The following is a 25,033-nucleotide window of genomic DNA, read 5'->3' on the forward strand; positions in this document are numbered from 1 at the left end:
GCCCCTTCCCCCGGCCCCGCCGCGCCGGGCGGGGGGCCGCCCCCGGGGGGGGGGGGGGGGGGGGGGGGGGGGGGGGGGGCCCCCCCCCCCCCCCGGGGGGGGGGCCCCTCGGCCGTGGTCAGCGCACCCAGTCCTTGAGGGGCTCGGTCGGGAGGGTGATGCCGACGGGGTCGGGGAGCTTGACGTCCTTGCCGAAGGGGACGGTGCGGACGGTCTCGTACCGATGCCCGTCGGGTTCACTGTGGACCGAGACCTCACAGCTGTCCCTGTCGATCAGCAGATAGACGGGAATGCCGGTCTCGGCGAAGGCCCGCGGCTTCTCGATCCGGTCACGGCGGTCGGTGTCGGAGTCGTACGAAGTGACCTCCACGACCATCAGAACAGCGTCCGGGGCAACCCACTCGCCCTGCGCCTTCATGAAGCCGCTCGGCGCCAGGACCCCATCCGGCCGGGCACGCCCATCGCGATACTGCTGCACCTGCAAACCTTGCTCGCCATAGAGGAAGAGCTCAGGACGATGCTGGATGCAGATGCGCATGAGCCACTCGATGATCAGTCCGTGGTCCCCGTCCGGCACCGCCTTAACCCCCAGCTTCCCATCGATGAATTCCAACCGCAGCCCCTCCACCTCTCTGGCGCCTATACGCGCGAGGGTCTCGAACTCCTCGGTCAGCATGTGGGGGCGGTCGGTCATCACGGTCATGCCTCGCTCACCTTCCTCGACGGTGCTGCTTCCGACGATAGCGCCGGGCGTGGACACCCGTCCTGCACACTCGACCGCATGGACATGGTGATCAGAACGGCGGTGCCCGCCGACTACGCGGAGCTGGGCGAGATCACGGCGCGGGCCTACCTCGCCGACGGGCACCTGGACTTCAACGAGGACGACGCCTACCTGAACGTGCTGCGCGACGTGGCCGGCCGGGCCGCCCGGGCCGAGGTGCTCGTCGCCGAGCGGGACGGACGGTTGCTGGGCGGTGTGACGTTCGCCGCTCCGGGCAGTCCGCTCGCCGACGTCGCGGCCCCCGACGAGGCGGAGTTCCGGATGCTCGCGGTGGCCCACGAGGCGCGCGGCCAGGGCGTCGGCGAGGCTCTGGTGCGGGCTTGCATCGAGCGGGCGCGGGCCGTGGAGGGCGTGCGCGGCCTGGCCCTGTCCACCCAGCGCAGCATGGCCGGCGCCCATCGGATCTACGCGCGCCTGGGCTTCGTACGCACTCCGGGGCGGGATTGGGCGCCGATCGAGGGCCTGACACTCCTCACTTACCGGCTCAAGCTGTAGCCACGCCGACACTACATGTGGGGGTTACCGCACAGGGCCGCCCCCACATGTATGCTCATGCCTGCTGTCGCTGCAGGGGAATCCGGTGCGAATCCGGAACTGTCCCGCAACGGTATGAAGTGTCCGGCTACCGGACGCCAAGTCCGATGACCTGCCGACAGCGCGCCCGGCTCGACCGAACCGGGTGCCGATTCGTCCGGGCCTCGCGGTTGGGCCGGTGGACGCCATGCGGGGTACGCGTTCTCGTCGCGCCCGCGTGCGCCCGCTCGCGCCCCGCCCCGCCGATGACCGGGCCGAGCGAGGGAGAGCTCCCGCCGTGACCATCGCGCCTTCCGCACCGCGCGCCGAGTCCACTTCTGGCGACAACACCGAGGGCCCGGGGGCCACGCTGCTGCGTACCCTCACCGAACTGACGGCGGACCTCCCCGACACCGACCCCGGCCGGGTCGCGGCCTCCGCGCTGCGCGGCCGCAGCTCCGCGGCCGACGACGCCGAACTGCGCGGGCTGGCCACGGAGGCCGCCGCCGGTCTGATCTCGGAGGACCCGGCCTACTCCCGGCTCGCCGCCCGCCTGCTGACGCTGGCCGTGCGCGACGAGGCCGCGAGCCAGGGCTCCACCTCCTTCTCGGCCTCCGTCGAGGTCGGCCACCGCGAGGGCCTCATCGCCGACCGCACCGCCGAGTTCGTCCGCACCCACGCGGCCCGGCTCGACTCGCTCGTCGAGCTGACCCTCGCCGAGGGCGCCGACGACCGCTTCGGCTTCTTCGGTCTGCGCACCCTGCACAGCCGCTACCTGCTGCGCCACCCGATCACCCGTCAGGTCATCGAGACCCCGCAGTACTTCATGCTGCGCGTGGCCTGCGGCCTGGCCGCCGACGAGAGCGTCCAGGCAGTGGAGGAAGTGGCCTCGCTGTACCGGCTGATGAGCCGCCTGGACTACCTGCCGTCCTCCCCCACGCTCTTCAACTCCGGCACCCGGCACCCGCAGATGTCCTCCTGCTACCTGCTGGACTCCCCGCTGGACGAGCTCGACTCGATCTACGACCGCTACCACCAGGTCGCGCGCCTGTCCAAGCACGCCGGCGGCATCGGCCTCTCGTACTCCCGCATCCGCGCCCGCGGTTCGCTGATCCGCGGCACCAACGGCCACTCCAACGGCATCGTGCCGTTCCTGAAGACCCTCGACGCCTCCGTCGCCGCCGTGAACCAGGGTGGCCGCCGCAAGGGCGCCGCCGCCGTCTACCTGGAGACCTGGCACGCGGACATCGAGGAGTTCCTGGAGCTCCGCGACAACACCGGTGAGGACCAGCGCCGCACCCACAACCTGAACCTGGCCCACTGGGTGCCGGACGAGTTCATGCGCCGCGTGAACGCAGACGCCGAGTGGTCGCTGTTCTCCCCGGCCGACGTGCCCGAGCTGGTCGACCTGTGGGGCGACGAGTTCGACGCCGCCTACCGCAAGGCCGAGGCGGACGGCCTGGCCCGCAAGACCATGCCGGCGCGCGACCTGTACGGCCGGATGATGCGCACCCTCGCGCAGACCGGCCAGGGCTGGATGACCTTCAAGGACGCCTCCAACCGCACGGCGAACCAGACGGCCGAGCCGGGCACCGTCGTGCACTCCTCGAACCTGTGCACCGAAATCATCGAGGTCACCAACGACGGCGAGACGGCCGTCTGCAACCTCGGTTCGGTCAACCTGGGCGCGTTCGTCGTGGACGGCGAGATCGACTGGGAGCGGATCGACGAGACCGTCCGCACGGCCGTCACCTTCCTCGACCGCGTCGTGGACATCAACTTCTACCCGACCGAGCAGGCCGGCCGCTCCAACGCCCGCTGGCGCCCGGTGGGCCTGGGCGCGATGGGCCTCCAGGACGTCTTCTTCAAGCTGAAGCTGCCCTTCGACTCTCCCGAGGCGAAGGCCCTGTCCACCAAGCTCTCCGAGCGCATCATGCTGGCCGCCTACGAGGCCTCCTGCGACCTCGCCGAGCGCAGCGGCCCGCTCCCGGCCTGGGAGCAGACCCGTACCGCCCGCGGTGTCCTGCACCCCGACCACTACGACGTCGAGCTGAACTGGCCGGAGCGCTGGGATGCGCTGCGCACCCGCGTCGCCGAGACCGGCATGCGCAACTCCCTGCTCCTGGCCATCGCCCCGACGGCCACGATCGCCTCGATCGCCGGCGTGTACGAGTGCATCGAGCCGCAGGTCTCCAACCTCTTCAAGCGCGAGACGCTCAGCGGTGAGTTCCTCCAGGTGAACGGCTACCTGGTGGAGGAGCTGAAGCAGCTCGGCGTGTGGGACGCCCAGACCCGCGAGGCGCTGCGCGACTCCTCCGGCTCGGTCCAGGGCTTCGGCTGGATCCCGGCCGAGGTCCGCGAGCTGTACCGCACGGCGTGGGAGATCCCGCAGCGCGGTCTGATCGACATGGCGGCGGCCCGTACGCCGTTCCTCGACCAGTCGCAGTCGCTGAACCTGTTCCTGGAGACGCCCACCATCGGCAAGCTCAGCTCGATGTACGCGTACGCCTGGAAGCAGGGTCTGAAGACCACCTACTACCTGCGTTCGCGCCCGGCGACGAAGATCGCCCGCGCCGCGCAGGCGGCCACCCCCGTCGAGCTGCCGCAGGCGGTCGCCGACGCCGAGGCGCTGGCCTGCTCCCTTGAGAACCCCGAGTCCTGCGAGGCCTGCCAGTAATGAGCTCCAACGACAACAAGAACCTCCTGGACCCGGGCTTCGAGCTCACGCTGCGCCCGATGCGCTACCCGGACTTCTACGAGCGCTACCGGGACGCGATCAAGAACACCTGGACCGTCGAGGAGGTCGACCTCCACTCGGACGTCGCGGACCTCGCGAAGCTGACGCCCTCCGAGCAGCACATGATCGGCCGACTGGTCGCGTTCTTCGCGACGGGCGACTCGATCGTCTCGAACAACCTGGTGCTGACGCTCTACAAGCACATCAACTCCCCGGAGGCGCGCCTGTACCTGTCGCGCCAGCTGTTCGAGGAGGCCGTGCACGTCCAGTTCTACCTGACGCTGCTCGACACCTACCTGCCCGACCCGGACGACCGCGCGGCGGCCTTCGACGCGGTCGAGGAGATCCCCTCCATCCGCGAGAAGGCGCAGTTCTGCTTCAAGTGGATGGACTCGGTCGAGAAGATCGACCGGCTGGAGACGGCCGCCGACCGCCGCCGCTTCCTGCTGAACCTGATCTGCTTCGCCGCGTGCATCGAGGGCCTGTTCTTCTACGGCGCCTTCGCGTACGTGTACTGGTTCCGCTCGCGCGGTCTGCTGCACGGCCTGGCCACCGGCACCAACTGGGTCTTCCGTGACGAGACCATGCACATGAACTTCGCCTTCGAGGTCGTGGACACGGTCCGCAAGGAGGAGCCGGAGCTCTTCGACGACGCCCTCCAGCAGCAGGTCACCGACATGCTCAAGGAGGCCGTGGAGGCGGAGCTGCAGTTCGGCCGCGACCTGTGCGGTGACGGCCTGCCGGGCATGAACACCGAGTCGATGCGCGAGTACCTGGAGTGCGTCGCGGACCAGCGCCTGGTCCGTCTGGGCTTCCCGCCGGTGTACGGCTCGCAGAACCCGTTCTCCTTCATGGAGCTGCAGGGCGTGCAGGAGCTGACGAACTTCTTCGAGCGCCGTCCGTCGGCCTACCAGGTCGCGGTCGAGGGCACGGTGGACCTGGACGAGGACTTCTAGTACTTCACGTACGTCAAGGGGTTCCGGGGAAGTGACCGGGGAGCCGGGATGCGGGGTTTCCGTGTCCCGGCTTCTCGCGTTCCCCGGTGGTCAGTGGGCGATGGGGCCCCAGTACCTGCGGGCGGAGGGCCGGAAGGTGCGCCGGCGCGGGGTGGGCGGGAGGCCGCCCGCACGCTGGCGGGGGAGCCACACGAGCCGGGTCGCGACGGCCCGGATCTGCTGGTCGATCCGCCGGTCGCGCAGGATCCCGTACAGGCTGGGCCCGAGCAGGAGGGCGGCGATGGCGAGGACGGCGAGGTAGTTCACGAAGGTGGTCATAGCTCTACTGTCCGCCTGATCGCCCATGATCGACAGTGGCAGTACTGTCATAGAAGACCGAATTACTGCCACACTGGGGTCATGCTGAACAACGTGGCCGTGGCCCTCGTCGACGGAGTCGCCCCCTTCGAGCTGGGGATCTTCTGCGAGGTGTTCGGAATCGATCGCAGTGACATGGGCGTACCGGTGTACGACTTCGCCGTGTGCGCGGCGGAGGACGGGCCCCTGACCGTGGGCGGGGGCGCTTTCGGGATCACCCCCGCGCACGGACTGGAGCGACTGGAGGAGGCCGACCTCGTCTGTCTGCCGGCCGCCGGTGACGCCGCCGCACGCATCTATCCCGAGCCGCTGCTGGCGGCCCTGCGCCGGGCCGTGGACCGGGGTGCACGGGTCCTCAGCGTGTGCAGCGGGGCCTACGTCCTCGGCGCCGCCGGGCTGCTGGACGGCCGCCGGTGCACCACGCACTGGATGCACGCCGCGGCCCTGACCCGCCGCTTCCCGCGGGCCGTCGTCGACCCGGACGTGCTCTACGTGGACGAGGGTTCGGTGATCACTGCCGCCGGCACGGCCTCGGGCATCGACGCGTGCCTGCACGTGGTCCGCCAGGAACACGGGGCCGAGGTGGCCAACATCATCGCGCGCAGGATGGTCGTACCGCCGCACCGGGACGGCGGACAGGCCCAGTTCATCCAGCGACCGTTGCCGCGCACGGCCTGTGACACGGTGGGCGAGGTGATCGAGTGGATGGCCCGCCACCTGGACGAGGAGATCACCGTCGAGCAGCTCGCGGAGCGCGCGCACATGTCCCCGCGGACCTTCGCCCGCCGCTTCCTCCAGGAGACCGGCACCACCCCGTACAAGTGGGTGCTGCGCCAGCGGGTCCTGCTGGCGCAGGAGCTGCTGGAGTCGACCGGCGAGACGGTGGACGCGATCGCCGGCCGCTGCGGCTTCGGCAACGCGGCGGCCCTGCGCCATCACTTCCTGCGGACCCTGGGCACCACGCCGAACTCGTTCCGGCGCGCCTTCCGGGGCCCGCAGGCCGCCTAGGCCGATCAGGCGTTGGGGACGGTCTCGTAGCGCGGGGTGCCCTCTTCCATCTGGCGGAGGGCGTCCTTGCGGTCGCGCTTCGAGAGGCGGTCGATGTAGAGGTAGCCGTACAGGTGGTCGGTCTCGTGCTGCAGGCAGCGGGCGAAGTAGCCGGTGCCGCGCACCTTGATCGGGTTGCCCTGCGCGTCCTGGCCCTCGACCTCGGCGTAGTCCGGGCGGGCCAGCGAGGCGTACGCCGTCGGGACCGACAGGCAGCCCTCGTTCGAGTCGTCCAGCACCCGCGCGCCGGCCGGCAGCTCGATCAGCTTCGGGTTGACGACGACACCGGTGTGCCGCTTGCCGTCGTCGTCCGGGCAGTCGTAGACGAAGACCTTGGCGTCCACGCCGATCTGGTTCGCGGCCAGGCCGACGCCCTCGGCGGCCTTCTGGCTGGCGAACATGTCGTCGATCAGCTGCGCCAGTTCGTCGCCGAACTCGGTGACGTCCTTGCACTCCCGGTGCAGGACCGGGTTGCCGACCACGGTGATCGGACGGGCCGTGCCGCGCTGACGGTGGGCGAGCTCGCGCGCCTCACAGTCCTCGGTGTCCACGACGTACCCGTCGTTCACGCCCTCGACAACCTCGTTCTCCTGCTGCGCCATGTCCGCCGTACGCCTTCCGTAAGTGCCGGTCACCGATGGCCGTGGTGGCCACCGATGTGCCCGTACAGCCTACGGCCCCGGGTCAGCAGACTTCTTCGAGATCCCGCCACTCCCTGGTATCCGGGCTGTCCGCGACCCAGCCGTCGAGCAGTCCGCGCACCAGACCGGCCGGTGCCGCGATCCCGCACTCGCGCTCGGGGACCCACAGGGAGCCGGAGCCGGCCGTACGGTGCCCGAGCGGTCCGGGATGGCCCGGCTCGCTGTGGTCGTGCGGATCGAGGTGCTGCTCACCGTCGCCCTCGTCGCTCGGCATCTCGCTCTCCGAGCAGGTCCGGCACAGCAGCCGCACCGACGAGGACCAGTCCTCGGCGGCGAATCCGGCGTCCGAGGCCAGCTGCTCCAGCGCGTCGCGGTCCGCCTCGGTGGCCGCCTCCAGCAGCACCACCCAGGTCGGCACCGGGGACGGCGCCCACAGCTCGATCTCGTCGAACACGGGGTAGGAGGGCCCGGCGGCGGTCATCCGCTCGCCGTGCGGGACCCCGTCGTGGAGCACGACCTCGCCCCAGCGCCGCCCCGAGGAGGGCAGCGGGATCGACAGGACCTCCAGCCGGGCCGGGTCCAGCCGGCGGCCCCAGACCACCTCGGCCTCGCCCTCGGGCGAGAGCCGAACGGCGGCGCTGCCGAGCTCCATCCCGACCGGCTCGCTCGCCCCCGCCGCGTCCCCGGGCACCTTCAGCCCGTACGCCTGCCAGGCCCGCCGGGCCAGCGGCCAGTCCTGCAGCGCGGTGGCGGCGATCCCCACGTTCCACCAGTCCGGGGCGCCCGTCTCACGGTCCAGCAGGGCCACGGCACGCAGCCCGGCGGCCCGCGCCTGCTCCCAGTCGTGCCGGAACTTGTGCAGCAGGGCCAGATTGAACCAGGACTCGGACAGCCAGGGCTCCAGGTCCGCCGCTCTGGTCAGCAGCGCGCCCGCGTCCTCGTACCGACCGTCGCCGATCAGCGTGAACGCGCGGTCGGTGGCCTGCCGCCACGAGGCGGAGGGCCGATGCCGTACCTTCCCGAAGATCCTCACGATTCCCGCCTGCCTGGGGGCACCTCCCAGCGGTTGCTGGGGACAACGGTGCAGCCTTGCGGACACTCCTACGGTCCCTCTTACTGGCATCCAACCATGCCCACTCGGACGGCCGCTCATTACCCATGGGTTACCCAGGCGGGACGGGCACCACTCTGCCACGTCCGCCCCTGGCCAGAACCCTTGCCAGGCACTCCACGACCTCCGGCTGGTAATCATGCCCGGTGCCCAGACGGAGCCGCTCCAGGGCGGCCAGTGAGCCAGCCGGGTGACGGCTCCCGCCGACCAAATCGTCGTACGCGTTCACCGTACGCACGATCCGGGCCGCCGTGGGCTGCTCACGGTACGGATCCGCCTGCCGCTCCACCACCACGGCGACCTCGGCCGGCACCCCGGTCTGCCGGGCCACCTCCCCGCCCAGCTCGGCGATCCGGCGGGCTTCACCGTCGGGCAGCCCGGCCGTGGCCCCGTCCGGGACCGGGTCGACGAGGGAGAGCTGCCCGATGTCGTGCATCAGGGCGGCGTACTCCAGCACCGTGAGCTCCCGCTCCGACAGGCCCAGCTCCCGGCCGACGGCGCAGCTCAGGGCGGCCACCCGGCGGGAGTGGCCCGGCCGGGTGCAGCCGGCGATCTCGGTGGCGCGGGCCAGCGAGGTGATGGTCTGGCGGTAGGTGGTGCGGATCGCGGTGATCCGGTGGAAGGACAGCTGGGTCAGCAGCAGCGGCACGCTGAAGACGGTGATGGCCCACAGGCCCGCGACGGCCGCGCCGAGCGCCATCACGACCCCGGTGGCACAGATGGCCGAGCCGACGCCGAGCTGGGAGCGCAGTTCGTCGTGGAGCAGCGGGCCGTACGGCCGCCCGGTCCGGGCCCCGGCGAGGGCGGCGGCGAGCACGGCGTCGCACAGGGCGGTGAGGCCGAGGAGGAAGAGCAGGAAGCCGACGAGGTACGGGCCCTGGCCGACCCACTGCTCCAGTCGGCCCGAGTTGTAGAGCGGCTGGAAACAGGCGGCGGCGAAGGCGACCGTGAGCACCCGGCGGGACAGGTGGTCGAGGGCGGGGCCGCGGCCGCGGGCGATGTGCGGGACGATCCCGGGGAGGACGGCCGCGACGACGACCGCGACGGTCTGGAGCACCCCGTGGTGGGTGGGCTGTCCGGCGTTCTGGCCGAGCAGGGCGTAGGCCAGGGCTCCGGCGGAGCCGAGCGGTGCGGGGTGGCGGCCGAGGGGGTCCTGGCGGTCCCGGCGGGCGACCTCCCCTACGGTGATCAGGGCGGCGAAGGCGAGGGCGGCGCCGGGCTCGGCGAGGCCGGTCCACAGGGTGTGGCCGAGTGCGGCGGCGGTGAGCACCCCGGCGGCCCCCCGCACGGTCCACGCGGCCGGGCCCCTCATCCGCCCGCCCCGGTGCCGTCCGCGTCCAGCCCGGCCCCGCCGGCGGGGCCGGGGGCCGCGGGGACCCTGTCCGGCGGTGGGGCCGCTGCGACCGGACGGGAGCCCTGTTCCGGCATCCCGGCCAGGGCCGAGGGCACCGGCACCGGCCCCGCGGAAGCGGCAGCGGCAGCCGCCGGGATCACCTGGAGGTCCTCGTCCGAGGTCACCACCGGGTGCCAGCCGGTCCGGCCGATCGCGTCGACCAGCGCCCGCACCATCGAGGGGTCGAACTGCACCCCCGCGCACCGTTCCAGCTCCGCCAGGGCGACCGGCACCGGGCGGGCCCGGCTGTACGAGCGGGTCGAGGTCATCGCGTCGAAGGCGTCCGCGACCGCCACGACCCGGGCCAGTACCGGGATCTGCTCACCGGTCAGGCCGTACGGATAACCGGAGCCGTCGACGCGCTCGTGGTGGTGCAGGATCGCGGACCGAGCCTCGCCGAGGAAGCCGATGCCGCGCACCATCTCGTGCCCGTACTCGGGGTGCAGTTCGATGATCCGGCGCTCCTGCGGGGTGAGCGGCCCGTCCTTGCGCAGCAGCCGGGTCGGGACGCCGAGTTTGCCCACGTCGTGCAGGATCCCGGCGATGCGGACCGTCTCCAGCCGGTCCTCCGTCATGCCCAGCTCGCGGGCGATCATCGTGGAGGCCTGACCGACCCGTTCGCTGTGACCCCGTGTGTAGCGGTCCTTGATGTCGACGGCCTGGACGAGGGCGCGGATGGTCGCCTGGTGGGCGGTGCGCTCGCGGTGGTACTGGGCGAAGACCCAGCAGGAGATGTACATCGGCAGCAGGACGAGCAGCGCGGCCGGGGGCCCGTAGGGGCTGCGCCACATGACGGCCATCATCAGGCCGGCGAGGCCGTGGACGCAGTGCGGGGCGAGGGATGAGGTCAGGAGCCCGCGCCAGGCGGTGGCGGCCGGGCGGCGTTCGGCGACGGCCAGGATACCGCCGTCGAGGACGGTGAGCACCAAGCAGAAGGCGATGGCCGCGGCCGTCGCGGGAAGCAGCACGGAGGGGAAGTCGGCCGGTCCTACGAGGGGCCCGGAGCTGAGTGTGGCCGGGCCGCGCAGCAGCCCGTAGGCCTGGCCCGCGACCCAGGCCGCTGTCGCCTGCTGTGCGCCGTGCCACAGACGGCGCACCCGGGCGGGTCGCTGGACGACGGTGCCCGCGAGCCCTCCGGGCAGGGCCACGAGCGCGGCGGCGGCGGGCGGCAGCAGGAAGACGGCGGCGAGGACCACGGGGAAGAAGGGGCCGATGCCCTCCGGCACCCGGCTGCGCAGCGGCGGGCAGGCCTTGAGGAGTTCGCCACCGAGGTAGAGCACGGCGAGCAGGGCCACGGCCGCCCAGGGCGTACCGGAATCCGTGAGGGCGGGGGTGGTGCACGCGACGGCAGCGAGAACGGCGCACAGGATGAATCCGCGCGCCCCCGGCGGAAGTGCCCGCATGGCGCTCTCCTCCCCTGTGCCGTGCACACCGGCTGCTGAATCGAGCCAGCACCGAATGGGGAGAATAGGTGGGGCCCGGAGCGAGGTGGGCCACATTTCGGCATTGGGCCATGCGGACGCCCCCGGATTAGCACATTCGGGTGAATGAACTGCTCTTCCGGGGGCGGGTGTTCCGTCGTCTAGCCGGTCACCGGCGCGGGTCAGCCGGGAGCGGGATTGTCGGCGGTGACGTCATGGTCGGGAACCGCCTGACCGGACCTGATCAGTTCGATCCGGCCCATCACCTTCGACCGCAGGTCGGTCGGCACGTCGTCCGACCCGCAGCAGCGCTTGACCAGCTTCTTCACGGCCTGTTCGAGGCCGTACTTCTCCAGGCAGGGATTGCACTCGCCGAAATGCGTCTCGAACTTCGTGCAGTCACTGTCCGGCATCTCCTGATCGAGGAACTCGTACAGGTGATCCAGGACCTCAGAGCACTCTGTCTCGTGCGGCTCTCCGCAACTCATGAGTCCGAGCCTTTCCGGTCGTTCGACTCTCCCGCGCCCGCGGGAACCAGCCCGCGCTCACGGGCATAGTCCTCCAGCATTCCGCGGAGTTGACGGCGGCCACGGTGCAGTCGCGACATGACCGTACCGATGGGTGTACCCATGATGTCCGCGATCTCCTTGTACGCAAAGCCCTCTACGTCGGCAAGGTAGACCGCGATGCGGAACTCCTCCGGAATGGCCTGCAGGGCTTCCTTCACGTCAGAATCCGGCAGGTGGTCGAGCGCCTGCGACTCGGCGGAGCGCAGTCCGGTCGACATGTGCGACTCGGCGCGCGCCAGCTGCCAGTCCTCGATCTCCTCCGCTGCGCTGCGCTGGGGCTCGCGCTGCTTCTTGCGGTAGGAGTTGATGAAGGTGTTCGTCAGGATGCGGTAGAGCCACGCCTTCAGGTTGGTGCCCTCGCGGAACTGGTGGAAGGACGCGTACGCCTTCGCGTACGTCTCCTGGACCAGGTCCTCGGCGTCGGCCGGATTGCGCGTCATGCGCAGCGCGGCCGAGTACATCTGGTCGAGGTAGCCGAGGGCGTCCCGTTCGAAGCGCGCATTGCGCTCCAGGGTCGTCTCCTCCGCGTGGCCTTCGTCGGTCCCAGCGACAGGACCCACCTCCTCCGACAGCGTGGCGGCTCCGAAAGCGGATCCGCTCGAATCGGAGAATAGTCGACCTTCCCGGCCCTCCGCCGCCCGAAGCGAGCCGCGCTTGGGTGCCGGCAGCACCGTCCAGTCCAGGTCAGCGGCCTGCCGACGGTTCTGGCTGATGACCTGGGTCATGCGCTCCCTCTCCTCCGACGAGTTCCCCTACGTTCCGACATCCGAGACAACAGAAGGGGCGGGCGGCGCATTCCCGGGCGCCGGAAGGCTTTTCGGCTTTTCGGCTTTCCGGCTTTCCCCGGGACGCGGCCGGCGGGCGGCCTCAGACGGAGAGCCGCGCGAGCCACTCCCCCACCGCTTCGGTGATCGTCAGGAGCGCTTCCTCCTGGGTGGTGTCCGCCTTCTTCGGCACCGCGAAGCCGTGATCGGCGTACGCCACCTCCACGAGCTCGTACGGGTCCTGCGCGCTCGGTGGCGGGAACTCCTCGGGCCGCCCGAAGGGGTCCCGGCCGCCCTGGACCACGAGGGCGGGCCGGCCGGCCCCGGTGAGCTCGTCGGCGCGGGACTTCTCCGGCCGGCCCGGCGGGTGCAGCGGGAAGGCCAGTGCCAGTACCCCGGCTGCTCCCAGCTCGGCGGCGGTCCGGCAGGCCACCCGGGCCCCGGCGCTGCGCCCGCCCGCGACGACCGGCAGCCTGGGCTCCGTGAGCGCCGGCCACAGCCCGCGCCAGCCCTCGTCCAGCACCTTGGGCGCGGCGGCGACCTTCTTCCCGGCGACCCGCCAGGGTTGTTCGACCAGGGCCACCGTGATTCCGCGGGCGGGCAGGGCGGCGGCCAGTGCCCGGAGGTCCCGGGCCTCGATGCCGCCGCCGGCGCCGTGGCTCACGGCGAGCACGAGCCTCGGCTCCGGCGCCGGGTGCCAGGTGATGCGGGCCTCGCCCGCCGTGGTGTCGACGCTCTCGGTACGCGTGGTCATGCGTCCCATCCTGCCCGGGTCAGAAGAGGGTGCCCTCCTCCGGCGCGGCCAGCTCCGTCAGCAGCTCCGGGCCGTTGTTGCGCACGTTGCTCACGGCGGTCGAGACCGGGTAGGCCCGCATCAGCCCGCCGGGCGGCGGGGCGAGCAGCTCCCTCAGCGAGCCCTCGGTGTCGGTGTTCGCCGGGTCCAGCCAGGCGTCCCAGCGGTCCGGGGTCAGCATCAGCGGCATCCGCGGGTGGATGTCGGCGAGCGAGCGCGGTCCCTCGGCGGGGGCCGCGCCCAGGGGGCCGGCCTCGGCCTCGGTGGTGATCACCGAGCAGGTGACCCACCAGGAGAGCGGGTGGTCGTCGGGCAGGGTCCGGTCGCGCCAGAACTCGTATATGCCGGCCATGGCGAAGACGGAGCCGTCGGAGGGGAGCACGAAGTAGGGCTGTTTGCGGGCCCGCTTCTTCTTGCCCTCCACCTCCAGCTGCCGCTCGTCGTGGGCGGTGACCCACTCGTAGTAGCCGTCGGCGGGGACGATGCAGCGGCGCTGCGCGAAGGGCCGGCGGAAGGAGGGCTTCTCGTGCAGGGTCTCGGACCGGGCGTTGATCATCCGCGCGGCGCCGTCGGGGTTCTGGGCCCAGGAGGGGACCAGCCCCCACTTCAGGACGCGCAGCTGGCGAACCGGACGGGAGTGCGGGGCGTCTTTGAGGGGACGGTCGAGGACCACGTGGACCTCTTTCGTCGGCGCCACGTTGAAGTCGGGGGCCAGGGCCTCCTCCGGCTCCCACCTCTCGATGCCGAAGGCCTCCACGAGGTCCTCGGGCCTACGACTCGCCGCATACCGTCCGCACATGGCTGTCACACTGCCATGTCGCCCGCACCTCACCGCAAGGAGTCCGCCACCTTATGGACAGCAGCACGACCGCCGGTCTGTGGGACCGGCTCACGGGCATACAGGCCTCGCCCGACCTGTGGCTGGTGATCGTGACGGGGCTCGTCGCGGCGGCCGCGGTGGGGCCCCGCCCGCTGTGGCGGCTCTCGCGCAACGCCGTCACCATCGCGCACGAGGGCGGGCACGGGCTGTTGGCGCTGCTGACCGGGCGGCGGCTGAGCGGGATACGGCTGCACTCGGACACCAGCGGGGTCACCGTCAGCCGGGGCAAGCCGACCGGGCTGGGGATGATCCTGACCGCCGCGGGCGGGTACACGGCGCCCTCGCTGCTCGGGCTGGGCGGGGCGGCGTTGCTGTCCGCGCACCGGATCACGCTGCTGCTGTGGGTGGCCACCGCCCTGCTGGTGGCGATGCTGGTGATGATCCGGAACGCGTACGGGGCACTGACGGTGGTACTGACCGGCGGAACCTTCCTGCTGGTGTCCTGGCTGGCCCCGGCCGGGGTCCAGGCCGGTTTCGCCTACTTGGTCGTTTGGTTCCTGCTGTTCGGCGGGGTCCGGCCGGTCTTCGAGCTGGGGGCCAAGCGCCGGGGCGGCGGGGCCCCCGATTCCGACGCCGACCAGCTCGGCCGGCTCACGCACCTGCACCCGGTGGTGTGGTTGCTCTTCTTCCACGTCGTCGCGCTGTGCTCGCTGATCGGCGGGGCCCGTTGGCTGCTCGCCCTGTGACCGCTCCCTGAGACGGGGCCGGGATCAAGATCTGGGGTCGGGGGAAGCCACTAAAGTGGTGGCCATGACCGAGACCCCCGCGCTCCCCGCCCTCTGGCCCGCTCCGCTCGCCGACGGGACCGTCCACGCCACCGTCACGGTGCCGGGCTCCAAATCGGTCACCAACCGGGCCCTCGTGCTCGCCGCGCTCGCCGCCGAGCCCGGCTGGGTGCGCCGTCCGCTGCGCTCGCGCGACTCGCAGCTGATGTCCGACGCGCTGCGTGCGCTGGGCGTCGGCATTGAGGAAACCGTCTCGTCCAGCTCCGCCAGTGACGGTGCGGGCGGCGAGGCCTGGCGGATCATCCCGGCGGCCCTGCACGGCCCGACGACCGTGGACGTCGGCAACGCGGGCACGGTCATGCGCTTCCTGCCGCCCGTCGCCACCCTCGCCGACGGCGACATCCGCTTCGACGGCGACCCGCGCTCCTACGAGCGCCCGCTCGGCCAGGTCATCACCGCCCTGCGCGCGCTCGGCGCCCGGATCGACGACGACGGCCGGGGCGCGCTGCCCATGACCGTCCAGGGCGGCGGGGCCCTGGAGGGCGGCACCGTCGAGATCGACGCCAGTAACTCCTCGCAGTTCGTCTCCGCCCTGCTGCTGTCCGCCCCGCGGTTCAACCAGGGTGTCGAGGTCCGGCACGTGGGCGGCAAGCTGCCGTCGATGCCGCACATCCGGATGACCGTGGAGATGCTGCGCGCGGCGGGCGCCCAGGTCGACACCCCCGAGGCGGGCGGCGAGAAGGACGTCTGGCGGGTGGCCCCCGGGGCGCTGTTGGGCCGCGACATGGTCGTGGAACCTGACCTCTCCAACGCGCAGCCCTTCCTGGCCGCGGCCCTGATCACCGGCGGTACGGTGACCATCCCCGACTGGCCGCGCCGCACCACCCAGCCGGGCGACGCGCTGCGCCGGATCTTCACCGAGATGGGCGGCTCCTGCGAGCTGACCGACGCGGGCCTGGTGTTCACCGGCACCGGCAAGATCCACGGCATCGACGTGGACCTGAGCGAGGTCGGCGAGCTCACCCCGGGCATCGCGGCCGTGGCCGCCCTGGCCGACTCCGATTCGGTGCTGCGCGGCGTCGCGCACCTGCGGCTGCACGAGACGGACCGGCTGGCCGCGCTGACCAATGAGATCAACGCGCTCGGCGGCGATGTCACCGAGACCGCGGACGGCCTGTGCATCCGGCCGCGCCGGATGCACGGCGGCACCTTCCACACGTACGACGACCACCGGATGGCCACCGCGGGTGCGGTGATCGGCCTGGCGGTCGAAGGCGTGCAGATCGAGAACGTGGCGACGACCGCGAAGACCCTGCCGGACTTCCCGAAGATGTGGACGGACATGCTCGCCGGGGACGCCGGTGGCTCCGGGGCACCCGGAGCGGGTGCGGGAGCGTAGGGCCCGTCATGCGCAGGTACGGCAAGCACACCGACGAGGACGACATCCGCCAGCGCCCGAACCCCAAGGGCAACCGGCCGCGGACGAGCATCCGGCCCAAGCACGAGGACGCGGCCGAGGGCTTCGTCCTCACGGTGGACCGCGGCCGGCTGACTTGTCTGGTCGAGGGCCGCTCGGTACACGCGATGAAGGCCCGCGAGCTGGGCCGCAAGGCGGCGGTGGTCGGCGACCGGGTCTGGATCGTCGGTGACCTGTCCGGCAAGAAGGACACGCTGGCCCGCATCGTGCGGATCGAGGAGCGCAAGTCCGTCCTGCGGCGCACCGCCGACGACGACGACCCGTACGAGCGGGTGGTCGTCGCCAACGCGGACCAGCTGGCCATCGTCACGGCCCTGGCCGACCCGGAGCCGCGGCCCCGGATGATCGACCGCTGCCTGGTGGCGGCGTACGACGCCGGGCTGGAACCGCTGCTGGTGCTCACCAAGTCCGACCTGACCTCCGCGGACAAGATCCTGGAGATCTACGCGACGCTCGGCGTGAACTACGTGGTGACCAACCGGGAGGAGCTGGCCACGGGTGACGCGGCGGACCGGGTGCGCGAGCGGCTCGACGGCCGCATCACGGCCTTCGTCGGACACTCGGGCGTCGGCAAGACCACCCTGGTGAACTCGCTGGTCGCCGAGGGCCGCCAGCGAGCCACCGGGCACGTCAACGCGGTGACCGGCCGCGGTCGGCACACCACCACCTCGGCGCTCGCGCTGCCGCTGCCGAGCGGCGACGGCTGGGTCATCGACACCCCGGGCGTGCGCTCCTTCGGCCTGCACCACGTGGACCCGTCCCGGGTGATCCTGGCCTTCCCGGACCTGGTGCCGGGCACCGAGGAGTGCCCGCGCGCGTGCAGCCACGACGAGCCGGACTGCGCGCTCGACAAGTGGGTGGAGGACGGCCACGCGGACCCGGCGCGGCTGTATTCGCTGCGCCGGCTGCTGGAGACGCGCGAGCGGCGCGAGGGCGACTGACCGTCCGGCGAAGGTCCGGCCGCGTTTGTCGAGGGCCGTGTCTGGATAAATGCATAATCGCACCAAGTGACGCGATGTCACGTGACGCGGGGAGGCATTCGACATGGCGTGGCTGCTGGTCGTGGTCGCGGGACTCCTGGAAACCGGATTTGCGGTCTGCCTCAAGCTCTCCCACGGATTCACCCGGCTGTGGCCGACCATCGCCTTCGCCTGCTTCGCCCTCGGCAGCTTCGGGCTGCTGACCCTGGCGCTCAAGAAGCTGGACGTGGGACCGGCGTACGCGGTGTGGACGGGCATCGGCGCCGCCGGTACGGCGATCTACGGCATGGTCTTCCTCGGCGACCTGGTCTCCACCCTCAAACTCGTCTCGATCTCGCTGGTCATCCTGGGCGTCATCGGGCTCCAGTTGTCCGGGTCGGCGCACTGAGCAGCCTGCGCAGCTCGCCCGACCCCGACTCCTCCCCCGGGGCGATCACGTAGGAGAGGGCGAGGCGCACGGCGAGTTCGCAGCGCTGCGGGCCCTCCCCCGGCGTCAGCGCGGCGGCCGCCCGGTCCCGGACGGCCCGGGCCAGCTCGCCGGGCCCGGGTGCCCGGCCGCCCGCCGCGGGCAGGCCCGCGTCCCAGGCACCGGTGAGCAGGGCCCGTACGAGGGGCTGCGCGCGGGCCGCCCGTACGGTCCACTCCGCGACGGCGGCGAGCCGCTCGGCGGCCTGGGCCGGAACGGACAGGGCCCGGTCGACCCCGTCGAGGTAGCGGTCGGCCTCGCGGCGGACCAGGGCGCGACCCAGGCCCGCCTTGCCGCCGAACTCGTTGTAGAGGGTCTGCCGGGACACTCCCGCCGCGGCGGCCACGTCGACCATGCGCACGTCCGGCCAGGGGCGCGCCGAGAGCGCCGCTCCCGCCGCCTCCAGCAAGGACTCCCGGGCTGCCGGCATCCGCGCCTCCCCGTTCGGTTCCCTCCGGTCAGAGTTGACGGGCCGCCAGATCCTGTCAAGGGCGCGTCGGGGCCGTACCGTGGACAGCGTTGGTCGGGCTCCGGGAGTCTCGATACTGTTCGGGCATGCCCGAGTATGACGATGACCTGCGCCTTGCCCTCGAACTCGCCGACGCGGCGGACGCCGCCACGATGGAGCGCTTCCGCGCCCTCGACCTGCAGGTCGAGACGAAGCCGGACATGACCCCGGTGAGCGAGGCGGACAAGGCCGCCGAGGAGATCATCCGGGCCGGAATCACGGCCGCGCGGCCGGACGACGCCGTCCTCGGCGAGGAGTACGGGCTCGAGGGCAGCGGTCCGCGCCGCTGGGTGGTGGACCCGATCGACGGCACGAAGAACTACGTGCGCGGGGTCCCCGTCTGGGCGACCCTGATCTCCCTGATGGCCCAGGACCCCGACGGCGAGTTCCGCCCGGTGGTCGGCGTGGTGTCCGCACCGGCGCTGGGCCGCCGCTGGTGGGCGACCAGGGGCGGGGGCGCGTACGCGGGCGGCGCCCTCGGCGAGACCGGCGCCATCGGCGTGTCGAAGGTGGGCGGGCTGGGCGACGCCTCGTTCGCGTACTCCTCCCTGAGCGGCTGGGAGGAGCAGGGCCGGCTGGCCGGGTTCCTGGACCTGACCCGGGCGTGCTGGCGGACCCGCGGCTACGGGGACTTCTGGCCGTACATGATGGTCGCGGAGGGCTCGCTGGACCTGTGCGCCGAACCCGAACTCAACCTCTGGGACATGGCGGCCATCGCGGTCGTGGTCCAGGAGGCGGGCGGCCGCTTCACCAGCCTGGACGGCGTGGACGGGGTGCACGGCGGGAACGCAGCCGCCTCGAACGGACTGCTCCACGAGGAGATGCTGGACCTGCTGCGTCCGCGCGCCTGAGCCCGCCGCGCGCTGTTCGCGCTCCGTCCCGCGCCTTCTTGTCGGCCCTGCGGGTCCGTGGGAATCTGATACTCCCCACGCTTGTGCGCTTGTGAACCGTTTCTCTTGAGGCGGCTCCGCAGTCGCACCCACCCAGGCGGGGGACTCACCCCAGGAGGTGGCTCTCTTCATGCTCGTCCGTGACGCCATGAGCACCGTGATCCTCACCCTCGGACCCGCACACACCCTCCGACAGGCAGCCTGCCTGATGTCCGGCCGGCGCGTCGGCGCGGCCGTCGTCCTCGACCCCGACCACAGCGGAATCGGCATCCTGACCGAGCGCGACATCCTCAACTCGATCGGCGCGGGGCACGACCCGGACCGGGAGTCCGTGGGAGCGCACACCACCAACAACGTCGTGTTCTGCACCCCGGAGGCCACCGTGCAGGAAGCCGCCGAGGCCATGACCCACGGCGGTTTCCGGCACCTGATCGTGCTGGAGCACGGCGGACCCGTCGGCATCGTGTCCGTGCGCGACGTCATCCGTTGCTGGGTCCCGGCGCGACGCACGGTCGCCGCGTGAAACGACGCCGGGCCGCAGCCCTCCGAGGAGGGCTGCGGCCCGGCGTACTGCTACGGCAAGCGCTCCGTGTCAGCCGCGGAGGGCCTGGACCGCGGCTTCGAGCCGCTTGCCGAAGTCACCGTCCGCCTGACGGAAGTTGTTGATCGCGCGCTCGACGATGTCGTCGCGGGAGACCTTGGCGATGAAGCCGGACAGGTTCTCGATCAGACGGGACTTCTCGTCCTCCGAGTACAGGCGGTAGAGGTTGCCCGCCTGGACGAAGTCGTTGTCCTCGCCGTGGACGGCGGCGGCGTGGTTGCCCGTGCCACCGGTCACGTCGATGGGCTGCCACAGCGGGCGGTCCGTCTGGTGCGGGCCGCCGAAGCTGTTCGGCTCGTAGTTCTTCGCGCCCTTGTGGCGGCCGTCGTACAGGTAGCCGTCGCGGGAGTTGGTGCGCGCCTCGGTGGCGTGCGGGCGGTTCACCGGCAGGTGGTCGGCGTTGATGCCGACGCGGTAGCGGTGGGCGTCGCCGTAGCCGAAGAGGCGGCCCTGGAGCATCTTGTCCGGGGACGGGCCGATGCCGGGGACGAAGTGCGCCGGGCTGAAGATGGACTGCTCGACCTCGGCGAAGACGTTCTCCGGGTTGCGGTTGAGCTCCAGCTTGCCGATCTCGATCGGCGGGTAGTCCTCGTGCGGCCACACCTTGGTGAGGTCGAACGGGTTGAAGCGGTACTGGGCCGCCTCGGCCGCGGGCATGATCTGGACCTGCACGGTCCAGGTCGGGAAGTCGCCGCGCTCGATGGACTCGCGCAGGTCGCGCTGGTGCGAGTCGGGGTCCTCGCCGGCGAGCTGGTTGGCCTCGGCCTGGGTGAGGTTCTTGATGCCCTGGTCGGTCTTGAAGTGGTACTTGACCCAGAAGACCTCGCCGGCCTCGTTGTTCCACTGGAACGTGTGCGAGCCGTAGCCGTTCATGTGGCGGTAGGACGCCGGGATGCCCCGGTCACCGAACAGCCAGGTCACCTGGTGGGTCGACTCGGGCGACAGACCCCAGAAGTCCCAGACGTTGTCCGCCTCCTGCGAGCCCGTGTACGGGTCGCGCTTCTGGGTGTGGATGAAGTCGGGGAACTTGATGGCGTCCTTGATGAAGAACACCGGGGTGTTGTTGCCGACGAGGTCGTAGTTGCCCTCTTCGGTGTAGAACTTCAGCGCCCAGCCGCGGGGGTCGCGGACCGCGTCGGCGCTGCCGAGGTTGCCGGCGACGGTGGAGAAGCGCAGGAAGGTCTCGGTCTCCTTGCCGACCTCGGACAGGAACTTGGCCCGGGTCCACTGCGAGACGTCGCGGGTCAGCGTGAAGGTGCCGTACGCACCGGCGCCGCGGGCGTGCACCACGCGCTCCGGGATGCGCTCGCGGTTGAAGTGCGCGAGCTTCTCGAGCAGCAGCTGGTCCTGGACCAGAACGGGGCCGCCGACGCCGGCGGTCTCGCTGTTCTGGTTGTCGGCAACCGGCGCTCCGGCCTCCGTGGTGAGCGGTCCCTGCGTCACGTGCGCCTCCTGCGTCGTCCCTGCATGTCCTGTCCTTGGCGTTCGCCGTAACCGATCCTACGATGGACTTTGTCTAAGTCAAGTAAGCATCCAAGTCCGCACCGGTTCGGGAGTTACACCGAATCCCCTCACTGTTAGGCTGATGTCTATGAGTGACCTGCTGGATCGACTTCGCGGACGCGGCTGGCGCATGACGGCGCAGCGGCGCGTCGTGGCCGAGGTGCTCGACGGTGACCACGTGCACTTGACGGCCGACGAGGTGCACGCGCTCGCGGTGGCCAAGCTGCCCGAGATCTCCCGTGCGACCGTCTACAACACCCTGGGCGAACTCGTCACGCTCGGCGAGGTGCTGGAGGTCTCCACGGACCGCCGCGCCAAGCGGTACGACCCGAACGCCCACCGGCCCCACCAGCACCTGGTCTGCGCCCAGTGCGGTGCGATCCGCGACGTCCACCCGGCGGGCAACCCGCTGGCCGACCTGCCGGACGCCGAACGCTTCGGCTTCATCGTGTCGGCGGTCGAGGTGACCTACCGCGGCGTCTGTCCGAACTGCGCGGCCGCCTGAGCGCACGCATGCGAAAGGGCTCGGACCCCCCGGGGGTCCGAGCCCTTCGCGTTCGCCTACTTGCAGGCGGAAACGGGCCGGGAACGACTCGAGGCCCGGATCCATGGGATCCGGGCCTCGGGCCTTTAGTAGCGGGGACAGGATTTGAACCTGCGACCTCTGGGTTATGAGCCCAGCGAGCTACCGAGCTGCTCCACCCCGCGTCGGTGAACCCAACGTTACGTGAAGGCCTGCGACAGATGCAAATCGGTTAACCGGCCAGCCCCCGGTGCAGGAGCCCGGTCAGCGTCTCCACCACCTCGTCGTCATCGAGTCCGGCCCCGCCGGTCATGGCGGCGTACCCCAGCATCGAGATCATCGCCCCCATCGCCGCGGCGATCAGTTCGGGGTCCCCGGGCAGCTCACGACCTTGTTCGCGCATGTACGCGAGGTGCTCGCGCAGCGGCGCGGTGTCCCCGAGGAGACGCCCCCAGACCTGCCCCGAGCCGGGCGGTTCGACCATGGACTTCTGGAAGAGGGCGACCACGACGGGCAGATGATCCCGGAAGACGCTCCAGGTGGCCGCTACATGCGTCCGCAGCTGCGCCCGGTCGGCGAGGTCGTGCTCGCGGGGGTGGTCATGGGCGCCGACCTCCGCGTCCACCTGGGCCCCCATGTCCGCGAGCAGCGCGTCCAGCAGCTCGTCCTTGCCCGCGAAGTGCTCGTAGAAGGACCCGGTGGACCGGCCGGCGGCCTTGGTGATGTCGGTGATCTTCGTCTGCGCGTAGCCGCGCTCCAGGAAGAGCGCCCGCGCCGCCTCCTTGAGCGCCGCCTCCGTGCCGGCCGCCCGCTCCTTGCGCACTCCCACCGCGATCCCCGCTCCCGCTTGACGCCGTCTTCTCAGCCTCATCATACTGAACCGAGTTTCACCGAATCATAGTTCAGTGAATATGGATTCAGCGAAAGGGGTCGGGCATGCGTGTGTCAGTCATCGGGGGCGGAGTCGCCGGGTCGGCGGGCGCGATCGCCCTGCGCCGGGGTTCCGGGCGTGGACCGGGCCCTGGCCGAGTACACCCGGCTGCGCCGCCCGCGGGTGTCCCGGATGACCCGGTCCGCGGCGACGAACCGCGACTCGAAGACCCCGGGCACGGTGCAGCGCCGGGTCAACGACCTGCTGATGCCGCTCGCCTTCCGGCACGTCTACGCCCGCTCCACCTCCTGGCTCTACCGCTAGGGGGTGGTGCGGGCGCCCCGCCGGGGCTCAGGCCGAGAGTTCCTCCGCCAGGGCCTCGCGGAGCCGGGCCGCGCGCTGCGAGACCTCGGCCGGGCCCAGTTCCATGGCGCGCACGCACCACTTCTGACCCTCCGCGAGGTCCCCGTGGCGGGCCGCCAGCAGCCCGAGGCGCAGGGCGGCGCGACCGTGGCCCGCCACCGCCGCGCGGGTCCACCACAGGGCGGCCTCCGGCTCGTTGCCCTCGCGTGCCAGCAGCAGCCCGAGGTTGAAGGCGCCGTTGCGGGAGCCGGCCTCGGCCGCCTCCCGGTACCAGCGCGCGGCGACGGTCAGGTCGCCGCGGGCGGCGGCCAGCATGCCGACCCGCACCTGGGCCCGGCGGTGCCCCAGCTCGGCGGCCCGCTCGTACCACTCCTCGCTCTCGGTGCGGGGGGCGCTGCCCACGGACTCGCCGAGGGCCACCGGCTCCGGCGGCGGGGCCAGCGACTCCAGCAGCGCGGCCAGGCGGAACGCCGCCTCCGCGCTGCCGCCGCCCGCCGCGCAGCGCAGGTGCCGCTCGGCCGCCCGGTCCTCACCGTCCCGCACCAGCGCGATGCCGACCTGGAGCGCCGCGTCGGTGTGACCGGCCGAAGCGGCCCGCTCGTACCACTTCAGCGCCGTCCGGTCCTCGTCGCGGCTGGCGAACAGGATCCCGAGGTTGAACGCGGCGTCGACGCTGCCCGCCTCGGCGGCCTTCGAGAACCACGGCTCGGCACCCGCCGCGTCCCCGACCTGGAGCAACATGATCGCCAGTGCGTTGGCCGCCTCGCGGTGCCCGGCGTAGGCGGCCCGCCGGTACCACTGCTCGGCCTGCGCGGTCCGGTCCTGTGCGACGCACAGCAGAGCAAGGTTGTACGCCCCGTTTTGATCGCCCGCGTCCATGGCGGTCCGGTACCAGCGCTCCGCGGTCTGGGTCTCGCCGCGTGCGGCGTGCAGCGCGCCCAGTGCGTTGGCGGCGTTGCCGTCGCCGTCCTGCGCCGCCCGGTGCCACCACACGGCGGCGCTCTCCTCGTCGCCGGCGTCGCGCAGCAGGAAGCCGAGCGCACACGCCGCCCTGGCCTCCCCCTGCTTGGCGGAGGTCAGGTACCAGCGCCCGGCCTCCTTGAGCTCGCCGCGCGCCTCCAGCAGGGCGCCCAGGTGCAGGGCGGCGCGCCGGTGCCCGCGCGCGGCCGCCTGCCGGTACCACTGCTCGGCCTCGGTGGGGTCACCCTTGCGCAGGTGCCTCGCCAGCCGGTACGCGGCTTCGCGATGCCCCTGTTCGGCGGCGGCGCGGAACCACCGCTCGACGCCCTTGTCCCCGCGGTGCTCCAGCAGGTCGGCCAGCCCGTACGCGCCCAGCGCGTGGCCGGACTCGGCGGCCTGCCGCATCCAGTACTCGGCGGCGGGCTCGTCCCCGCGCTCACGGAAGTAGCGGCCGAGGGCGTGCGCGGCGGGGGCCGATCCGGCGACGGCGGCGACCCGCCACCAGCCGGCCGCGTCCTCCGGGTATCCCCGCTGGTGGAGCAGCACGCCGAGGTTGTTCGCGGCGGCGCGGTCCCCTTCGCCGGTGGCTCCCCTCAGGTACGGTTCGGCGCCGTCGAGGTCGCCGCGGCGCAGCAGCAGCGCGCCGAGCACGCTCATGGCTCCGGGGTCGCCCTTGTCCGCGGCCACCCGGTGCCGGGCCTCTAGCTCGGCGTCGCTCGCCGCGTCGGTCTCGGCGAACATCTCCTCCGTGCTGTGCTTGTCCAAGAAGTCCGCATCGGTCAGTGCGGTCTGTGCGTCGACGACCGGAGCCGCCCCCTCGGCCTCTGTGTCCGTCCCGGACTCCGCCCTCACAAACCGCCCTGTCTCCAGCAGAGTTGACCTGTCCCCCATGAATCCCATCGTCGCATCACCTGCTACCCGCGTACACCTGCTATGTCGCAGCCAGTGAGGTCACTACAGCGTTTTGTCGACATGCCCACAGTGAGGCAAGTCAAACACGCTCCACCCACAAGTCACCCTCCCCGGCTACCGCGTGTCCGTCCCGGACATGACGAAGGCCCGGATCCCATGGATCCGGGCCTTCGTCTTCAGTAGCGGGGACAGGATTTGAACCTGCGACCTCTGGGTTATGAGCCCAGCGAGCTACCGAGCTGCTCCACCCCGCGTCGGTGAAACCACAGTATCACGACGCGGGGTGGA

Annotated in this window: 26 protein-coding genes, 2 tRNA genes and 1 riboswitch; of the genes, 12 read left to right on the top strand and 16 right to left on the bottom strand. The window is 71.7% G+C overall.

Going from position 1 to position 25,033, the window contains the following annotated elements; translation table 11 throughout:
* Nucleotides 1-118 precede the first annotated feature (118 nt).
* Nucleotides 119-703, bottom strand: a complete 585-nt coding sequence (locus ACIQK6_RS22860; protein ID WP_329099121.1) for a Uma2 family endonuclease — start codon at nucleotides 701-703, stop codon at nucleotides 119-121.
* A gap of 78 nt (nucleotides 704-781) precedes the next feature.
* Here ACIQK6_RS22860 and ACIQK6_RS22865 point away from each other — a divergent pair, with 78 nt between their 5' ends.
* The 3 genes from ACIQK6_RS22865 to ACIQK6_RS22875 all read left to right on the top strand — a co-directional run bounded on the left by ACIQK6_RS22865 (nucleotide 782) and on the right by ACIQK6_RS22875 (nucleotide 4,990).
* Complete coding sequence (locus ACIQK6_RS22865) at nucleotides 782-1,279, top strand: GNAT family N-acetyltransferase (protein WP_329099122.1); 498 nt, start codon at nucleotides 782-784, stop codon at nucleotides 1,277-1,279.
* A 44-nt stretch (nucleotides 1,280-1,323) separates the two neighbouring features.
* Nucleotides 1,324-1,453: riboswitch (cobalamin riboswitch) on the top strand.
* Nucleotides 1,454-1,595: 142 nt separating this feature from the next.
* Nucleotides 1,596-3,974 carry a ribonucleoside-diphosphate reductase subunit alpha gene (locus ACIQK6_RS22870; protein ID WP_402695352.1) on the top strand — a complete coding sequence of 793 codons (2,379 nt, stop codon included), beginning with the start codon at nucleotides 1,596-1,598 and terminating at the stop codon, nucleotides 3,972-3,974.
* The gene (locus ACIQK6_RS22875; RefSeq protein WP_030385960.1) at nucleotides 3,974-4,990 is read left to right on the top strand and encodes a ribonucleotide-diphosphate reductase subunit beta; all 1,017 of its coding nucleotides are present in this window, start codon (nucleotides 3,974-3,976) and stop codon (nucleotides 4,988-4,990) included. Before ACIQK6_RS22870 ends, ACIQK6_RS22875 begins: the two co-directional genes overlap by 1 nt.
* A 90-nt stretch (nucleotides 4,991-5,080) precedes the next feature.
* Here ACIQK6_RS22875 and ACIQK6_RS22880 read toward each other — a convergent pair whose 3' ends face one another.
* The gene (locus ACIQK6_RS22880) at nucleotides 5,081-5,308 is read right to left on the bottom strand and encodes a hypothetical protein (protein WP_329099125.1); all 228 of its coding nucleotides are present in this window, start codon (nucleotides 5,306-5,308) and stop codon (nucleotides 5,081-5,083) included.
* Between the two features lie 81 nt (nucleotides 5,309-5,389).
* Here ACIQK6_RS22880 and ACIQK6_RS22885 point away from each other — a divergent pair, with 81 nt between their 5' ends.
* On the top strand, nucleotides 5,390-6,355 hold the full coding sequence (locus tag ACIQK6_RS22885) for a helix-turn-helix domain-containing protein (protein WP_329099126.1): 966 nt from the start codon (nucleotides 5,390-5,392) through the stop codon (nucleotides 6,353-6,355).
* Nucleotides 6,356-6,360: 5 nt separating this feature from the next.
* On the opposite strand, the gene def is transcribed toward ACIQK6_RS22885, so the two are convergent.
* The 8 genes from def to ACIQK6_RS22925 all read right to left on the bottom strand — a co-directional run bounded on the left by def (nucleotide 6,361) and on the right by ACIQK6_RS22925 (nucleotide 13,885).
* Complete coding sequence (gene def / locus ACIQK6_RS22890; RefSeq protein WP_329099127.1) at nucleotides 6,361-6,996, bottom strand: peptide deformylase; 636 nt, start codon at nucleotides 6,994-6,996, stop codon at nucleotides 6,361-6,363.
* A gap of 82 nt (nucleotides 6,997-7,078) precedes the next feature.
* Nucleotides 7,079-8,068, bottom strand: coding sequence for a hypothetical protein (locus ACIQK6_RS22895; protein WP_329099128.1), 990 nt, complete (start codon nucleotides 8,066-8,068; stop codon nucleotides 7,079-7,081).
* A gap of 130 nt (nucleotides 8,069-8,198) precedes the next feature.
* A complete protein-coding gene (locus ACIQK6_RS22900; protein WP_329099129.1) occupies nucleotides 8,199-9,458 on the bottom strand; it encodes an HD domain-containing protein in 1,260 nt (419 codons plus the stop codon).
* Nucleotides 9,455-10,942: an HD-GYP domain-containing protein gene (locus ACIQK6_RS22905; protein ID WP_402695353.1), complete on the bottom strand. Its 1,488-nt coding sequence runs from the start codon at nucleotides 10,940-10,942 to the stop codon at nucleotides 9,455-9,457. The genes ACIQK6_RS22900 and ACIQK6_RS22905 overlap by 4 nt, the downstream gene beginning before the upstream one ends.
* Nucleotides 10,943-11,142: 200 nt before the next feature.
* Nucleotides 11,143-11,448, bottom strand: a complete 306-nt coding sequence (rsrA, locus tag ACIQK6_RS22910; RefSeq protein ID WP_030012982.1) for a mycothiol system anti-sigma-R factor — start codon at nucleotides 11,446-11,448, stop codon at nucleotides 11,143-11,145.
* Nucleotides 11,445-12,089: a sigma-70 family RNA polymerase sigma factor gene (locus ACIQK6_RS22915; RefSeq protein WP_030012983.1), complete on the bottom strand. Its 645-nt coding sequence runs from the start codon at nucleotides 12,087-12,089 to the stop codon at nucleotides 11,445-11,447. Before ACIQK6_RS22915 ends, rsrA begins: the two co-directional genes overlap by 4 nt.
* Nucleotides 12,090-12,396: 307 nt before the next feature.
* The gene (locus ACIQK6_RS22920; protein ID WP_329099131.1) at nucleotides 12,397-13,047 is read right to left on the bottom strand and encodes an alpha/beta family hydrolase; all 651 of its coding nucleotides are present in this window, start codon (nucleotides 13,045-13,047) and stop codon (nucleotides 12,397-12,399) included.
* Nucleotides 13,048-13,066: 19 nt separating this feature from the next.
* On the bottom strand, nucleotides 13,067-13,885 hold the full coding sequence (locus tag ACIQK6_RS22925; protein ID WP_329099132.1) for an SOS response-associated peptidase: 819 nt from the start codon (nucleotides 13,883-13,885) through the stop codon (nucleotides 13,067-13,069).
* 53 nt (nucleotides 13,886-13,938) lie between these two features.
* On the opposite strand from ACIQK6_RS22925, the gene ACIQK6_RS22930 reads away from it, so the two are divergent.
* From ACIQK6_RS22930 to ACIQK6_RS22945, 4 genes are all read left to right on the top strand, one after another.
* Nucleotides 13,939-14,652 carry a M50 family metallopeptidase gene (locus ACIQK6_RS22930; RefSeq protein ID WP_329099133.1) on the top strand — a complete coding sequence of 238 codons (714 nt, stop codon included), beginning with the start codon at nucleotides 13,939-13,941 and terminating at the stop codon, nucleotides 14,650-14,652.
* Between the two features lie 64 nt (nucleotides 14,653-14,716).
* A complete protein-coding gene (gene aroA / locus ACIQK6_RS22935; protein WP_329099134.1) occupies nucleotides 14,717-16,090 on the top strand; it encodes a 3-phosphoshikimate 1-carboxyvinyltransferase in 1,374 nt (457 codons plus the stop codon).
* Nucleotides 16,091-16,098: 8 nt separating this feature from the next.
* A complete protein-coding gene (gene rsgA / locus ACIQK6_RS22940; RefSeq protein ID WP_329099135.1) occupies nucleotides 16,099-17,109 on the top strand; it encodes a ribosome small subunit-dependent GTPase A in 1,011 nt (336 codons plus the stop codon).
* A gap of 103 nt (nucleotides 17,110-17,212) precedes the next feature.
* Nucleotides 17,213-17,536 (top strand): multidrug efflux SMR transporter, encoded by a 324-nt coding sequence (locus ACIQK6_RS22945; RefSeq protein WP_329099136.1) that lies wholly within the window; start codon nucleotides 17,213-17,215, stop codon nucleotides 17,534-17,536.
* On the opposite strand, the gene ACIQK6_RS22950 is transcribed toward ACIQK6_RS22945, so the two are convergent.
* On the bottom strand, nucleotides 17,502-18,044 hold the full coding sequence (locus tag ACIQK6_RS22950) for a TetR/AcrR family transcriptional regulator (RefSeq protein WP_266604721.1): 543 nt from the start codon (nucleotides 18,042-18,044) through the stop codon (nucleotides 17,502-17,504). The two genes, ACIQK6_RS22945 and ACIQK6_RS22950, sit on opposite strands and share 35 nt — an antisense overlap.
* A 125-nt stretch (nucleotides 18,045-18,169) precedes the next feature.
* Between ACIQK6_RS22950 and hisN the strand changes: the two genes are divergently transcribed.
* Together hisN and ACIQK6_RS22960 are read left to right on the top strand one after the other, a co-directional pair.
* Complete coding sequence (gene hisN / locus ACIQK6_RS22955; protein WP_329099138.1) at nucleotides 18,170-18,973, top strand: histidinol-phosphatase; 804 nt, start codon at nucleotides 18,170-18,172, stop codon at nucleotides 18,971-18,973.
* 169 nt (nucleotides 18,974-19,142) lie between these two features.
* Entirely contained in the window at nucleotides 19,143-19,535 is a 393-nt protein-coding gene (locus ACIQK6_RS22960; protein WP_329099139.1) for a CBS domain-containing protein, read from the top strand.
* Between the two features lie 69 nt (nucleotides 19,536-19,604).
* Here ACIQK6_RS22960 and ACIQK6_RS22965 read toward each other — a convergent pair whose 3' ends face one another.
* Nucleotides 19,605-21,056 carry a catalase gene (locus ACIQK6_RS22965; RefSeq protein WP_329099141.1) on the bottom strand — a complete coding sequence of 484 codons (1,452 nt, stop codon included), beginning with the start codon at nucleotides 21,054-21,056 and terminating at the stop codon, nucleotides 19,605-19,607.
* Nucleotides 21,057-21,204: 148 nt separating this feature from the next.
* On the opposite strand from ACIQK6_RS22965, the gene ACIQK6_RS22970 reads away from it, so the two are divergent.
* On the top strand, nucleotides 21,205-21,621 hold the full coding sequence (locus tag ACIQK6_RS22970) for a Fur family transcriptional regulator (protein WP_266604713.1): 417 nt from the start codon (nucleotides 21,205-21,207) through the stop codon (nucleotides 21,619-21,621).
* Between the two features lie 129 nt (nucleotides 21,622-21,750).
* On the opposite strand, the gene ACIQK6_RS22975 is transcribed toward ACIQK6_RS22970, so the two are convergent.
* Nucleotides 21,751-21,824, bottom strand: a tRNA-Met gene (locus ACIQK6_RS22975).
* Between the two features lie 47 nt (nucleotides 21,825-21,871).
* Entirely contained in the window at nucleotides 21,872-22,468 is a 597-nt protein-coding gene (locus tag ACIQK6_RS22980) for a TetR/AcrR family transcriptional regulator (protein WP_329099142.1), read from the bottom strand.
* A 180-nt stretch (nucleotides 22,469-22,648) separates the two neighbouring features.
* On the opposite strand from ACIQK6_RS22980, the gene ACIQK6_RS22985 reads away from it, so the two are divergent.
* Complete coding sequence (locus ACIQK6_RS22985; protein WP_402695354.1) at nucleotides 22,649-22,834, top strand: hypothetical protein; 186 nt, start codon at nucleotides 22,649-22,651, stop codon at nucleotides 22,832-22,834.
* 27 nt (nucleotides 22,835-22,861) lie between these two features.
* On the opposite strand, the gene ACIQK6_RS22990 is transcribed toward ACIQK6_RS22985, so the two are convergent.
* Together ACIQK6_RS22990 and ACIQK6_RS22995 are read right to left on the bottom strand one after the other, a co-directional pair.
* The gene (locus ACIQK6_RS22990) at nucleotides 22,862-24,724 is read right to left on the bottom strand and encodes a tetratricopeptide repeat protein (protein WP_402695355.1); all 1,863 of its coding nucleotides are present in this window, start codon (nucleotides 24,722-24,724) and stop codon (nucleotides 22,862-22,864) included.
* Nucleotides 24,725-24,925: 201 nt separating this feature from the next.
* Nucleotides 24,926-24,999 (bottom strand) — tRNA-Met (locus ACIQK6_RS22995).
* Between the last annotated feature and the right edge of the window lie 34 nt (nucleotides 25,000-25,033).

It is taken from the genome of Streptomyces sp. NPDC091682 (assembly GCF_044756625.1).
Classification (GTDB): domain Bacteria; phylum Actinomycetota; class Actinomycetes; order Streptomycetales; family Streptomycetaceae; genus Streptomyces.